This window comes from Streptomyces sp. NPDC050564 (genome assembly GCF_044457265.1).
In the GTDB taxonomy this organism is placed as follows: domain Bacteria; phylum Actinomycetota; class Actinomycetes; order Streptomycetales; family Streptomycetaceae; genus Streptomyces.
Window position 1 is genome coordinate 67,051 of sequence record NZ_JBITGS010000031.1, and the last position, 12,961, is coordinate 80,011.

At 69.5% G+C, this 12,961-nt stretch carries 11 protein-coding genes and 1 pseudogene; 7 read left to right on the forward strand and 5 right to left on the reverse strand.

Going from position 1 to position 12,961, the window contains the following annotated elements:
* Positions 1-218 precede the first annotated feature (218 nt).
* Positions 219-1,361 (reverse strand): aminoglycoside phosphotransferase family protein, encoded by a 1,143-nt coding sequence (locus tag ACIBK0_RS37855; RefSeq protein ID WP_399090171.1) that lies wholly within the window; start codon positions 1,359-1,361, stop codon positions 219-221.
* A gap of 233 nt (positions 1,362-1,594) precedes the next feature.
* On the opposite strand from ACIBK0_RS37855, the gene ACIBK0_RS37860 reads away from it, so the two are divergent.
* Entirely contained in the window at positions 1,595-3,094 is a 1,500-nt protein-coding gene (locus ACIBK0_RS37860) for a hypothetical protein (RefSeq protein WP_399090174.1), read from the forward strand.
* Between the two features lie 71 nt (positions 3,095-3,165).
* On the opposite strand, the gene ACIBK0_RS37865 is transcribed toward ACIBK0_RS37860, so the two are convergent.
* Both ACIBK0_RS37865 and ACIBK0_RS37870 read right to left on the reverse strand, forming a co-directional pair.
* Positions 3,166-4,632, reverse strand: a complete 1,467-nt coding sequence (locus ACIBK0_RS37865) for a PP2C family protein-serine/threonine phosphatase (RefSeq protein ID WP_399090177.1) — start codon at positions 4,630-4,632, stop codon at positions 3,166-3,168.
* 308 nt (positions 4,633-4,940) lie between these two features.
* A complete protein-coding gene (locus ACIBK0_RS37870) occupies positions 4,941-5,621 on the reverse strand; it encodes a TetR/AcrR family transcriptional regulator (RefSeq protein ID WP_399090180.1) in 681 nt (226 codons plus the stop codon).
* A 116-nt stretch (positions 5,622-5,737) separates the two neighbouring features.
* Here ACIBK0_RS37870 and ACIBK0_RS37875 point away from each other — a divergent pair, with 116 nt between their 5' ends.
* From ACIBK0_RS37875 to ACIBK0_RS37890, 4 genes and pseudogenes are all read left to right on the forward strand, one after another.
* Complete coding sequence (locus tag ACIBK0_RS37875) at positions 5,738-6,808, forward strand: medium chain dehydrogenase/reductase family protein (RefSeq protein ID WP_399090183.1); 1,071 nt, start codon at positions 5,738-5,740, stop codon at positions 6,806-6,808.
* A 55-nt stretch (positions 6,809-6,863) separates the two neighbouring features.
* Positions 6,864-7,307 (forward strand): ester cyclase, encoded by a 444-nt coding sequence (locus ACIBK0_RS37880; protein ID WP_399090186.1) that lies wholly within the window; start codon positions 6,864-6,866, stop codon positions 7,305-7,307.
* Positions 7,308-7,446: 139 nt separating this feature from the next.
* Positions 7,447-7,524 (forward strand): annotated as a pseudogene (locus tag ACIBK0_RS37885) (hypothetical protein); the annotation flags it as partial.
* Between the two features lie 18 nt (positions 7,525-7,542).
* Positions 7,543-7,902, forward strand: a complete 360-nt coding sequence (locus tag ACIBK0_RS37890) for a phospholipase domain-containing protein (protein WP_399090315.1) — start codon at positions 7,543-7,545, stop codon at positions 7,900-7,902.
* A 39-nt stretch (positions 7,903-7,941) separates the two neighbouring features.
* Here ACIBK0_RS37890 and ACIBK0_RS37895 read toward each other — a convergent pair whose 3' ends face one another.
* Complete coding sequence (locus ACIBK0_RS37895; RefSeq protein WP_399090189.1) at positions 7,942-8,955, reverse strand: Gfo/Idh/MocA family protein; 1,014 nt, start codon at positions 8,953-8,955, stop codon at positions 7,942-7,944.
* Between the two features lie 60 nt (positions 8,956-9,015).
* Positions 9,016-10,113, reverse strand: a complete 1,098-nt coding sequence (locus tag ACIBK0_RS37900; RefSeq protein WP_399090192.1) for a chemotaxis protein — start codon at positions 10,111-10,113, stop codon at positions 9,016-9,018.
* 129 nt (positions 10,114-10,242) lie between these two features.
* Between ACIBK0_RS37900 and ACIBK0_RS37905 the strand changes: the two genes are divergently transcribed.
* Complete coding sequence (locus ACIBK0_RS37905) at positions 10,243-11,661, forward strand: basic amino acid/polyamine antiporter (RefSeq protein ID WP_399090195.1); 1,419 nt, start codon at positions 10,243-10,245, stop codon at positions 11,659-11,661.
* 36 nt (positions 11,662-11,697) lie between these two features.
* Complete coding sequence (locus tag ACIBK0_RS37910; protein WP_399090198.1) at positions 11,698-12,960, forward strand: arginine deiminase; 1,263 nt, start codon at positions 11,698-11,700, stop codon at positions 12,958-12,960.
* Position 12,961: the final 1 nt, after the last annotated feature.

Here is a 12,961-nt window from a genome sequence, read left to right on the forward strand (position 1 = left end):
ATCCGTCAATCATGCCCAGAGACAGGCGATTTCCCACGTCAATGGTGGGTGAAAGGGTTTTCGTGGCGGCGGTCACCCGGCCTGCGGGGCGTCAGTGGAGTGGACCAATAACCCGAACGGGGGACGCCTGGGACACGCTCGCACGCTGGGGCCGCCGGACACGACGAAGGTCCGCGGTGCGCCCCTGTCCCTGGCGCAACCGCGGACCTCCGTCCCCGTCAGCGAGTGCCGACCGCCGCTCGAACGGCCCGACGGGCCAACTGGCAGTCGTCGTGCAGCCGCCTCAGCAGCAGCCGCTGTTCCTCGCCGGACGGCGCAGCACCCGGGTGGGCCGGTCCCGGTGCCGCCGGGGTCGTGTCGTGCATCGAACGCTGCAGAGCCGTCTCGTACGTACGGATCTCCCTGGTGAGGACGAGCATCAGGTTCACCAGGAAGGCGTCGCGCGCCGCGGGCCCCGCCGACTGCGCCAGCTGGCTGATCTGCCGTCGGGCCACGGGGGCATCCCCGAGCACCGCCCACAGCGTCGCCAGGTCGTACCCCGGCAGATACCAGCCCGCGTGCTCCCAGTCCACCAGCACTGGACCGGCCGGTGAGAGAAGGATGTTCGACAGGAGTGCGTCGCCGTGACAGAACTGGCCCATGCCCTGCCGGCCCGCCGAGTGGGCGATGCCGTGCACCAGTTTCTGCAGATCGCCCATGTCCCGGTCCGTGAGCAGACCCAGCTCATGGAAACGGGAGATCCGCTCCGCGTAGTCCAGCGGGGCGTCGAACGTCCCCGCGGGCGGCCGCCACGCGTTCAGCCGGCAGATCGCGCCCAGCGCCGCCCGGATGTCCGCGCGGGGTGGGGCCTCCGCCGGATGCCGCTGCAGAGCGGCCACCCGGCCCGGCATCCGCTCGATCACCAGCGTGCAGTTGTCCGGATCCGCCGCGATCAGCCGGGGCACCCGCACCGGCGGCCGGTGCCGCACGAACGAGCGGTAGGCAGCTATTTCATGCCGGATCCGCTCGGTCCAGATGGGGGAGTGGTCCAGTAAACACTTGGCGACGGCAGTGCTGCGCCCCGTCGTACCGACGAGGAGCACGGACCGTCCGCTGCGGCGCAGCACCTGGACCGGAGCGAACTCCGGGCAGATCCGGTGCACCGACGCGATCGCCGTGCGCAGCTGCGCGCCCTGGGGGCCGGACAAGTCGAGTCTCCCGCTGAGCGGTTGGGTGCCGAGCCCCGGAACGCGCCGTGTCCTGCCGGCGCCGAGCACAGGGGCCGCCGCCTGGCGCGCGGGGTCGAGGTAAGGGCCGCCGCCGCCCGGGCGGGGGTGCAGCGACCGGGGCGGAGCGGACACGGAGGACGATGCTGCGTACATGGGCGATACAGATCCCTTCGTGTGCCTGCAAGTTGCCGCGCTACCCGCCCCGGCCGCCCTGGTGCACCCTGGGGAATGTCCTTGGGGCAACCGGGTCGGGGTGGCGCGTTCCTACCTGACACCCGGTGCCCAGTGGCAGACCATCTGGCGCACCCTGGCGAACCCTGGCGAATAGTCGCTCAGCAACTGACAGGCGGTTACTGTCAATTCAGCCGAGAACCTGGGGGCTTGAAGTGAACGGACAACCCAACACCCGCCTGTCGGACCTGTTCGGCCTCGCCGGCTGGTCCAAGGGCGAACTCGCGAGGATGGTCAACCGACAGGCGGCGGCCATGGGCCACCCCCAACTGGCGACCGACACCTCGCGGGTGCGGCGTTGGATCGACATGGGAGAGATCCCGCGCGATCCGGTGCCGAGGGTGCTGGCGGCTCTGTTCACCGAGCGTCTCGGCCGTGTCGTGACCATCGAGGACCTCGGTCTGGTCCGGCACGGGCGTGTGGGGAAACGGCAGGGCGGCGGGAATGCGGAACATCCCGACGGTGTGCCGTGGGCGCCCGAGCGAACCGCCGCGGTCCTCACCGAATTCACGGGAATGGACCTCATGCTCAACCGACGCGGCTTGGTGGGCGCGGGTGCCGCGCTCGCCGCAGGATCCGCACTCAGTACGGCCATGCACGACTGGCTCCACACCGATCCGGCCCTCACGGCCGACGCTCCCCAATTCGACGATCCCCTGCACGCCGACCCCGCTGGGTTCGACCGCTACGAGGCCGCCCCCATCGGGTCGCAGGAGATCGAAGAACTGGAGCGCTCGGTCGAGGTGTTCCGGGCCTGGGACGCGGCCCGCGGCGGCGGGCTGCAGCGCAAGGCTGTGGTGGGTCAGCTCAACGAAGTGGGAGGCATGCTCTCCTACCGACACCCCGACCATCTGCAGCGGCGCCTGTGGGGCGTCGCCGCCAACCTCGCCGTCCTCGCGGGCTGGATGTCGCACGACGTCGGCCTGGAGCCCACGGCCCAGAAGTATTTCATCATCGCCGCCCACGCGGCCCGAGAGGGCGGTGACCGGCCCCGCGCCGGGGAGGCGCTCTCCCGAGCGGCTCGCCAAATGGTGCATCTGGGCCGGCCCGACGACGCACTCGACCTCATGAAGCTCGCCAAGTCCGGTTCCGGCGACGAGGTGCTGCCCCGCACCAAGGCCATGCTCTACACCATCGAGGCCTGGGCACAGGCATCCATGGGCAAGGGCCAGGCCATGCGGCGCACGCTCGGTCAGGCCGAGGACCTGTTCGTCTCCGACCGGGGTGACGTACCTCCGCCGAGCTGGATGCAGTTGTTCGACGAGGCCGACATGCACGGCATGCAGGCTCTGGCCTATCGCACCCTCGCCGAACACGAGCCGGCCGCGGCGGCCACCGCGCAGCGCCATGCGAAGGAGGCACTGAAGCTGCGCGAGTCGGGCCGGGACCGGTCGAAGATCTTCGACCACATCTCCCTCGCGTCGGCCTGCTTCATCGCCGACGACCCCGAACAGGCCGATCGGTACGCACGGCTGGCCCTGACGTCGATGGGGGCCAACTCCTCCCACCGCACCTGGGACCGGCTGCGCGAGATGTACCGGCTCACCGGGCAGTACTCCAGCTATCCGAAGATCCAAGACCTGCGTGAGGAGATCAAACTCGCCCTTCCCAACGGCTCGTTGAAGCCCAGAGGCGGCAACAGCGCGCGGGCGTAAGGGGGCCCGTGTCGGTAACACGGGTTGGTCTCCGAACCGGGGTCATGGCATGACCCCGATGGACAGCGTCGTCAGGAGCCGACCCGGGCGATGAGCACGCAGGCATCGTCCTCGCGCTCGGTCTCGCCGAATTCCTCGACAACCATCCGTACACAGTCCTGGGCCGAGCGGGCTCCGTCGAAGCGCGGGGCCAGGTCGAGCAGCCTCTGGACGGCCACCGTGCGTCCCCCACTCTCGGCTTCGCTCGAGCGAGGGGACCGCCATTCCCGGGGCACCAGCCCATCGGTGTGCAGGAGCAGCAGGTCGCCCTCTTCGAGGCTCTCCTCGGCCTGCCCGTAGACGGCACCCGATGTCGCTCCGAGCAGCACGCCGTCGGGCGCTGCCAGTGCGCGCCCCGTCCCGTTGCGGAACAGCAGCGGGGCGGGGTGTCCTGCCTGCGCCCAGCTGAGGGTGTGGGTCTGGGGCCGATAGCGGCAACAGACGGCGCCGCCGAGGGCAGGTTGGACGGAGGCGTCGAGCAACTGGTTGAGCCAGGACAGGAGTTGGCCCGGCTGGGTTCCTGTCACGGCCATGCCGCGCAGGGCGCCGAGGAGCATCGCCATGCCCGAGGCCACGGCCACTCCGTGGCCGGTGAGGTCACCGACGCTCAACAGGGTGTCGCCGTCGGGCAGTTCGAGAGCGTCGTACCAGTTGCCGCCGACCAGCGCGCTGGTCGACGAGGGAAGATAGCGGGCGGTCAGGTCCAGGGTCTGCGCGCCCCGCTGCGGGAACCGCAGGGAACCACGCCACGGCGGCAGCACGGCCTCCTGCAGCTCGACCGCGAGCCGGTGCTCGGTCTGCGCGATGTGCCGCTCGCGCTGCAGCGAGTCACGGGTCTCGCTCACCGTCCGCTGGCTGCGGCGCAGTTCACTGACGTCGCGCAACACGGCCCACATCGAGGCGGTGCTGCCATCGGCATCGAGCACGGGCTCGCCCATCATGTGCACGGTCCGCACTCCGCCGTCGGGGCGCACCACGCGGAACTCGCCGTCGATGGGCTTGGCGTCGATCAGGCAGTCCGTGACCATCGCCGTCAGCTTCGGCCGGTCCTCGTCGACTACCAGCGACGGCAGTTCGTCGAGCGTGAGCGGGGGAGCGGCGGGGTCGCGGCCCAGGATCTGATAGAGCTCACCGGACCAACTGGCCTCGTCCGTCAGCAGGTTCCACTCGGCGCTGCCGACCCGGCTCAGCAGCGAGCCGCGCCGGGATGCGGCCGGCACGGCTCGGGCGGCGGGGACGGCTGCGGGTTGAACGGGCACGGGCGGCGGTCCGTCCCGCAGCTGGGCCAAGTGCTCGTCGAGATCGTTGAGTTGGTGCATCGCCAGATTGCACAGCGCGCGCTGCCAGCGTCCCTGCGGGTCCTCGCCGTCGACGGGAGCGTCACGCCGTACGGCGTCCACCTCACCGCGCAGCCGCCGCGTCTGCGAGATGAGCGCGTCGACCGAGCCGCGCTGGGGCGGCTGAGCGGCTGAGCGGTCCGCAGAGAGATGGGAGGGCATGACGTACTCCGATGCGGGGACGGTACGACCAAGGCTGACGGAAGGACCGTTACGACTGTTGCACAGCCTGCGACGCGCTGTAAGGGATTTGGCAACACACGATACGGTGGTGCTTCTGGCATATGCCGCAGTCCTCCCGGACCGGGCGTGCGGTATCGATTCGGTACGCGTCCGGTGTGACCAAGTCGTAGACGGCCTACGTGAGTTGACGGTCTGCTGGGGTGCATGAGCCCGCCGTTCATCCTTCTGTTCGAGGGGCATTTGTGCGAAGCCTTCTCTGTCACCGGACCCGGCAAACTCGCCCGGGTTCAGAGTGAGCGCACGAAGTCCCTCACCTCGGCCTCGTAGAGGGAAGTCGGGTCGATGCCCATCGAGGTGAAGTTGCCCTCGATCTCCAGGCCGACCAGCCCGTGCAGATGGGCCCACAGCATCGTGGTCCGCGCGGCGACCGCCTCCGGCACGTCCTCGATCCTGTGGTGCTTCATCCACTCCCGGAACTGGGCCGCCGGGCCTTCCGGGACCGCCGTGCCCGGCTTCGCGAGGGCGCCCACCACCTCCAGTACGACCTCCATGGCGGGCTGCGAGGCCTCGACCAGGCTCGTGGACTGTGCGTCATAGCCCTGAAGCGGCGCCCGGAACAGGAGCCGGTAGCGGTGCGGCTCGGCCAGTGCCCAGGCGCGGTAGGCCTGAACGACCGCGGTCAGGCGGGCGACCGGGTCCGTCGCGCCGGCGTCGGCCCCGCGGGAGAGTGCGGAGGCCAGGTCCCCGTAGGCGTCGATGACCAGCTCGGTCAGCAGGCTGTCCCGGTTGGTGAAGTAGCGGTAGAGCGCGGGGCCTGTCATGCCCACCTGTTTGGCGATGGCGTTGAGCGACAGCGCCTCCGGGCCGCCCTCGGCCAGTTGCCGCAGTGCCGCGGTCTTGACCTCCTGCCGTACCTGCGCACGGAACCGGTCGCGCAGGCCGGGCTCGGTCCGGCTCTCTGCCGCCATGTCATCGCCTCTTCGTCTTCGGTGGGTGGCTCTTGACTTACGGAATATAGAGGAGCAAGCTTTGGTTAGAACCTATCACGAACACGAGAACCAATAACTAAGGAGCTCTGGCCCTCATGAACGCGGAGACCGTGGCCGATGCGATGACCGAAGTCGTCCTCCCGGGTGTCGTGGAGCCTTCCGGCCTCGAGATCCGCGTGTGCCCCGCGCCGGAACCGGCGGCCGGTGAGGTCGTCCTGGCCCTGGAGGCCTCCGGAGTGTCGTTCGCCGAACAGCAGATGCGCCGTGGCAAGTACTACGACCAGCCGCCGTTCCCCTTCGTGCCCGGCTACGACCTGGTCGGCGTCGTGGCCCGGACCGGGCCGGGGGTGGACCCGTCACTGGTCGGCCGGCGCTTCGCCGCCCTGACCAAGGTGGGCGGCTGGGCGAGCCGGGTCGTCCTGCCCGTCACCGATCTCGTCGAGGTCCCCGGCGCGCTGGACCCCGCGGACGCCGAAACGGTGGTTGTCAACGGCATCACGGCCTGGCAGATGCTGCACCGCATCGCCGAGGTCCGCGCCGGAGGGACCGTGCTGGTGCACGGGGCGAACGGCGGTGTGGGCTCCACCCTCGTCCAGCTGGCCATGCACGCCGGCATCCGTGTGATCGGCACCGCCTCGCCCCGGCACCATGACGCGGTGCGCGCGCTCGGCGCGACTCCCCTCGACTACCGCGCCACCGATCTGCCCGCCAAGGTACGGGAGTTGGCGCCGGGCGGTGTCGACGCCGTCTTCGACCACATCGGCGGTGACGGGATCGTCGACTCCTTCAGGCTGCTGGCGCGGGGCGGCACGCTCGTCTCGTACGGCACCGCGGCCACCCGAGACGTCGCCGGATCCTCCAAACTGCCCGTCCTCAAGCTCGTCGGGCGGCTGTTCCTCTGGAAGCTCCTGCCCAACGGCCGGCGTACGCACTTCTACAACATCTGGGCCGGCAAACGCCGTCCTGCCGTCTTCCACGACCGTCTGCGCACCGACCTCGGTCGCGTCTTCGCCCTGCTCGCCGACGGTTCCATCACCGCTCAGGTCGCGGCCCGCATCCCGCTCAGCCAGGCCGCGGAAGCCATGCGGCTGGCCGAGTCCGGCACCGTCACCGGCAAGGTCATCCTCGTCCCGGATCCGGCCCCGGACGCATCCGGCGCCCACTGAAATCCGTTCGTTCCGACATCCCTACGCCCAAGATCGACACGCCCGAGGAGAACCCATGTCCGTACAGGAGAACGCCGCCCTCGCCGAGCCCTGGAAGGAGCTCTGGAACAACGACCTCTCCCTCACCGAGAAGATCATCGCCCCCGACTTCGTCGCCCACGCGGCGCCGATCACAGGATCGGGCGCTGACGAGATCCGCGGCCGGGAGGCGCTGAACCAGTGGATCTCCGGCATCCACTCCCTGCTGAGCGACCTCACCTTCGGCATCCAGGTGGGGCCCATCGCCACCGATGAGTATCTGGTGGTCCGCTGGCAGGCGCGGGGCATCTACCGTGGCGGGTTTCCCGGGGCTCCCCAGGAGGCGATCGGCAGCGAGGTCGCGTTCACGGGAACCGACACCCTCCGCGTGGAGGGCGGCCGATTGGCCGAGTACTGGGCGAACGCGGACAGCCTGCTGTTGGTGCAGCAGCTCGGGATACGCGAACTGCCCGGGTCCTGACGGGACATGTGCCGACGGGCCGGACGCGGTCGGCGGTCAGTCACGAGCGGCAAGATCCTCGCCTGGTTCACCATGGCCAACCAGGGCACGCCCGCCAGGAGCGCCGCGCACTTCTCCGTCCACCCGGGCGCCTACCGCGATACCCCCCTGGCAGTACACGGTCGACGCGGGCGGCACCGCCTTCGACTACCTCAACGTCGGCTCGGGGTACGGCGACGGGAAGTACGACATCCCGATGGTCGGCCCCAACCGCTTCCTGCGCCGTTTCAAGGGCGACGCGACGAAGGCGGGCAAGTCGGCGGAAGTGAGCATGCGCTACGCGGCCGAGCCCGACAGCGGGAAGTTGGCCATCTACTTCAAGATGGCCAATTCCTCCGCCGCCTCGGTGAAGTTCACCATCACCTCCAACCACTACCGCAGCGACGGTCCCTGGACGTACACCGTCACCGCGGGCGGATCGCAGGAGGACTTCTTCAACGCGGTGGCGTACCAGGACGGTTGGTACGACTTCACGATCACCGTCGACTCCGACGCGACTTGGTCCCGTCGGTTCACCGGGCACATCGAGACGGGCGTGGCGAGCGTCAGCGGCTGATCCGGTACGACGGCGGGCCCGAGCGCCCACCGTCGCGGTTCACGCGTACAGGCCCGGGCGCGGGGCGAGTTCGACGGTCACCCGGCCGCCGTTCTCCAGTGCCCGGACGCCCGCCTCGGCGACGGCGGACGCGGCATACCCGTCCCAGACACTGGGCCCGGTGACCCGGCCGGCCCGGGTGGCGTCCACCCATGCCTGCACCTCGCGGTCGTAGGCATCGGCGAACCGTACGAGGTAGTCCTGGGCCACCTCCTCGCTCGCACCGCCCGCCGTCGTCACCACCATCGCGTGCTCGTCCCCGATCCGCGCGCTCCCCGCCTCGCAGACCGCCTCGCATTGCACCTGATAGCCGAAGCCGCAGTTGACGAAGACCTCGACGTCGACGAGAGCCCCGTCCGCGGTCTCGAACAGCACGAATTGGGGATCGAGCAAACCCTCCGGGGCGTTCGAGGCCGACCGCGGACGGAGCACGGTCACGGCCGTGAGTTCCTGGCCCAGCAGCCAGCGCGCCGCGTCGATCTCGTGCGAGACGGAACTGTTGACGAGCATCGCCGAGGTGAAGCCGGGAGGGGACGAGACATTGCGGTGCGTGCAGTGCAGCATCAGCGGACGGCCCAACCGCCCGCTGCCCAACAGCGACTTGAGGCGCATGTACTCGGCGTCGTAGCGGCGCATGAACCCGACCTGCGCCAGTCGCCGCCCGAGCCGCGTCTCGGCCTCCACCACGCGCAGCGCCCCGGCCGACTCCGGCACCAGCGGCTTCTCGCACAGCACCGGCAGACCGCGCTCGAACGCCGCGAGCAGCGCCTCCTCGTGCGCGGGCCCGGGGGAGGCGATCAACACCGCCCGGACGCCGGGCGCGTCGAGCGCGGCCGACACCTCGGTGTGGACCGAGGCACCGTCGATGCCGGCCACGGCGTCCTTGGCCCGGCCGGTGTCGGGGTCTGCCACCGCGGCGACCCTCGCACCACTTACCACTTGGTCGATTCGCCGTATGTGGTCGGCACCCATGTGTCCGGCCCCCAGCACCGCCACACCCAACAGCTCACTCACGCGCTCCGCACCTTTCCGCCGACAGCTCGGTCCCCGTGTTCCGATTCTCGGCCGGAAAGATCAGTAACGCAGTACCCCGGCGATGCCTTTCGCATCCTCGAGGCTGCCGTCAGGGACGAATCGGACCTCGGCGCCCGTGTCCAGGCAGCGCTCGACGATCTCGTCCACGATGTCCTCCCGAGCGTCCAGGTCACCGCTCTCGGCCGGGACCAGATGGTCGCCGCCGTCGTCGCGGACCGTCACGCGGTAGTTCTCCTCGACTGCGAGGAGCCCGATGCGGCCGTCGGAGGCGTTCTGCCACACCTCGTCGACACCGGCGGCGAACGCCTTGCGGCCGCGGGCCGCCTCCAGCTCACGGCTCACCGTGTCGATGTTCTTGCGGTCCTCGGCGGCGATCATCGGCTGGACCGCCTGCCACACGGCGTTGGGGGTGCCGTGCGCGAGACCGCCGTGCGGCACGTGGACGGCGTCCTTGGTGACGGTGCCGACTTCATCGAACAGTGAGAGCGCGGCCTGCTCGCCCGTGACGTACAGCGGCCGCGGTTGTTCGCGCAGGACCGTGGCGAGGGCGGTGTCCGCGTCGCGCAAGAAGTGGCGGGTGCCCTCGTCGCGGAAGGTGCTCGGCATGTCGCCGATCTGCTCTTGGCGCTCCGCGTCGAAATTCTCGCGGTCCCTGGTCAGTGGGAAGCCACCCGATCGGTCCTCGACGACATGACCGGCGCCACCGTTCCACAGCGTCACCCGGTCGGGCGAGACCGCGAGGACCCAGAACGGGCGCTCGGAGGCCTGCGCGGCGACGAGGTTGCGGGTCAGGAAGGTGTCCGAGAGCACCACGCGCTCGGGCACGGTGCGGGCCAGCGACCAGACCTGGTGCTCACCGGGCGCTGCGAAGATCGCCAGGCCGTCCTCGGCGTGCGCCAGATCGACCTCGGCCAGTGCCCGCTCGAGCTGCTCGACGACATCAGTGCGCCGTTCGCGGGTGACCGAGGGGTCGGCTTCCAGCTGCTTCTTGGCCTCGGCCACGACGTTGCGGAGCCGGACCGGATCCTGTGCGTTGTCGGGTTCGCGGCGGTGTGTCGGCGTCAGCACGGACACCGCCGGATAGGGCCGCGGCCTGCGCAGCTCGGTGAGGGTCGCGGGGCTGAGTGCGTGCTCCATATCAGCACCATAGGGCCGATTCGCCTATCGGGCATTTGGGGCAATTGATTGTTAGTGTCACTCGGGTCGCCAGATGACGTTCCCGCATCGTGGTCGCCGCACGACGATGCCCGTCTCCGCAGGACATCCATGCCGCAGGCCGACACGGAAACCCAGGTGGCGCCGGCCGCCAAACTGACGCTGCTGACCCTCACCATGATGGTCGTCGGCTCGATGGTCGGGGCCGGGGTCTTCTCGCTGCCGAGCCGGTTCGCTCAGGAGACGGGCGTGGCGGGCGCCCTGATCGCCTGGGCCGTCGCCGGTACCGGGATGCTGATGCTGGCCTTCGTCTTCCAACGGCTGGCGATCCGCAGGCCCGACCTCGACGCGGGCGTCTACGCGTACGCGAAGGCGGGCTTCGGCGAGTACCTCGGCTTCTTCTCCGCCTTCGGCTACTGGGCCAGCGCGTGCGTCGGTAACGTGACGTACTGGGTGCTCATCATGTCGACCATCGGGGCGATCGCGCCCGCGCTCGGCGACGGGGACACCCTCCTTGCGGTGGTGCTCTCCTCGGTCGGCCTGTGGGCGTTCTTCTTCCTCATCCGCCGAGGGGTGAAGGAGGCCGCGGCCATCAACCGGATCGTCACCGTGGCCAAGGTCGTACCGATCCTCGTCTTCGTGATCCTGGCGCTCTTCTATCTGAATCCGCAGGTCTTCGCCGACAACTTCGCCGGCGCCGACTACGCCGGTTCGCTTTTCCAGCAGGTCAAGGGCACCATGCTGGCCACGGTCTTCGTGTTCCTCGGAGTCGAGGGCGCGAGTGTCTACTCCCGGCACGCCAAGCGGCGCGAAGACGTCGGCAGGGCGACCATGCTCGGTTTCCTGAGCGTGTTCGCCGTCTTCGCCTCGGTCACCATCGTGTCGTACGGCATCATGCCGATGAGCGAGATCGCCGAGCTTCGACAGCCGTCGATGGCCGGAGTCCTGGAGCACGCCGTCGGCACCTGGGGCAAGGTCTTCGTCAGCGTCGGCCTGATCGTCTCGGTGCTCGGTGCCTATCTCGCCTGGACGTTGATGGCGGCCGAGGTGTTGTTCGTCGCCGCCAAGGACGACGACATGCCGCGATTCCTGAGCCGGTCCACCGCGGCGGATGTGCCGGTGCCCGCGCTGGTGTTGTCGACGCTGCTCACCCAAGTCGTGCTGGTCGTCACTCTGTTCTCGGACGATGCGTTCAACTTCGCGCTGGATCTGACCAGTGCGCTGACGCTGATCCCCTTCCTGTTGGCGGCGGCCTTCGCGGTGAAGATCGCGCGGGGGCGCCTCGGCAGTGATCTCGTCATCGCCGCGCTCGCCACCGTCTACACCGCGTTCCTGCTCTACGCCGCCGGGCTGAAGTACCTCCTCGTCTCCTTCATCATCTACGCGCCGGCCACGGTCCTGTTCCTGATGGCCCGCCGAGAGCAGGGCAGACGGCTGTTCGCGCCCCGTGAACTCGTCATCCTCGTCGTCTCGATCGCCGGGGCCGTTCTGGGGATCGTCGCCCTCGCGCTGGGCTGGATCAGTCTCTGATCCGGCCGACCTGTCTGCCCCGGAGAAAGGCACACCGTGACCAGTCAAGACACCACGAGCCGTCCGGCGTACGGCGTCCACTCCGAGGTCGGCAGGCTGCGCAAGGTGCTGGTCTGCGCACCCGGCCTGGCGCACCGCCGGCTCACCCCCAGCAACTCCGACGACCTGCTCTTCGACGACGTCATGTGGGTGGAGAACGCGCAGCGCGACCACGCCGACTTCGTCGACAAGCTGCGCGAGCGGGGCGTGGGCGTGGTGGAACTGCACGACCTGCTCGCCCAGACGATGGCGCTCCCGGTGGCCAAGGACTGGCTCCTGGACCGGAAGATCGTCGCGAACGAGGTCGGACTCGGACTCATCGACGACACCCGGGCCTTTCTTCAGTCCCTCGAACCCACCCGGCTCGCCGAGTACTTGATCGGCGGTCTGGCCACCGTCGACCTGCCGGAGGAGTTCCGCTCCGGCTATCTCGCGCTGGCCCGCGAGTCGACCGGCGTGCGCGAATACCTGATGCCGCCGCTGCCCAACACCCTCTACACCCGCGACACGACGTGCTGGCTGTACGGCGGCCTCACGCTCAACCCGCTCTACTGGCCCGCCCGACACGACGAGACACTCCTGATGAAGGCGATCTACACCTTCCATCCGGACTTCGCGGGCTCCACCGTGTGGTGGGGTGACCCCGAACTGGACTGGGGCCAGGCCACGTTCGAGGGCGGTGACATCATGCCGGTGGGCAACGGGGTCGTGCTCATGGGTATGAGCGAGCGCACCTCTCGCCAGGCCATCACCCAGGTCGCGGCCGCGCTGTTCCGGAACGGGGCCGCCGAGCACGTCATCATCGCGGGCATGCCGAAGCTGCGCTCGGCGATGCATCTCGACACCGTCTTCACCTTCGCCGACCGCGACCTGGTCACGCTCTACCCGACCATCATGGACGGGGTCCACACCTTCTCCCTGCGCCCGAGCGACAAGGCGCCCGGCATCGACCTCACCGATGAGGGCTCGCGCCCCTTCACCGACGTCGTCGCCAAGGCGCTCGGCCTCTCCGAGCTGCGGGTCGTCGAGACGGGCGGCGATGTGTACGCCTCCGAGCGGCAGCAGTGGGACAGCGGCAACAACGCCGTCGCCCTGGAACCGGGCGTGGTGTTCACCTACGACCGCAACACCCAGACCAACACCTTGCTGCGGAAGGCCGGGATCGAGGTCATCACGATCGTCGGCGCCGAACTCGGGCGGGGCAGGGGCGGCGGCCACTGCATGACCTGCCCCGTCGTGCGCGACGCCGTCGACTTCTGAG

Excerpts from the sequence above, each read along its gene's own strand:
- ACIBK0_RS37855 (WP_399090171.1), bottom strand. The coding sequence starts at position 1,361 with ATGTACGCAGCATCGTCCTCCGTGTCCGCTCCGCCCCGGTCGCTGCAC.
- ACIBK0_RS37865 (WP_399090177.1), bottom strand. The coding sequence starts at position 4,632 with ATGCCCTCCCATCTCTCTGCGGACCGCTCAGCCGCTCAGCCGCCCCAG.
- ACIBK0_RS37870 (WP_399090180.1), bottom strand. The coding sequence starts at position 5,621 with ATGGCGGCAGAGAGCCGGACCGAGCCCGGCCTGCGCGACCGGTTCCGT.
- ACIBK0_RS37875 (WP_399090183.1), top strand. The coding sequence starts at position 5,738 with ATGAACGCGGAGACCGTGGCCGATGCGATGACCGAAGTCGTCCTCCCG.
- ACIBK0_RS37880 (WP_399090186.1), top strand. The coding sequence starts at position 6,864 with ATGTCCGTACAGGAGAACGCCGCCCTCGCCGAGCCCTGGAAGGAGCTC.
- ACIBK0_RS37890 (WP_399090315.1), top strand. The coding sequence starts at position 7,543 with ATGGTCGGCCCCAACCGCTTCCTGCGCCGTTTCAAGGGCGACGCGACG.
- ACIBK0_RS37900 (WP_399090192.1), bottom strand. The coding sequence starts at position 10,113 with ATGGAGCACGCACTCAGCCCCGCGACCCTCACCGAGCTGCGCAGGCCG.
- ACIBK0_RS37905 (WP_399090195.1), top strand. The coding sequence starts at position 10,243 with ATGCCGCAGGCCGACACGGAAACCCAGGTGGCGCCGGCCGCCAAACTG.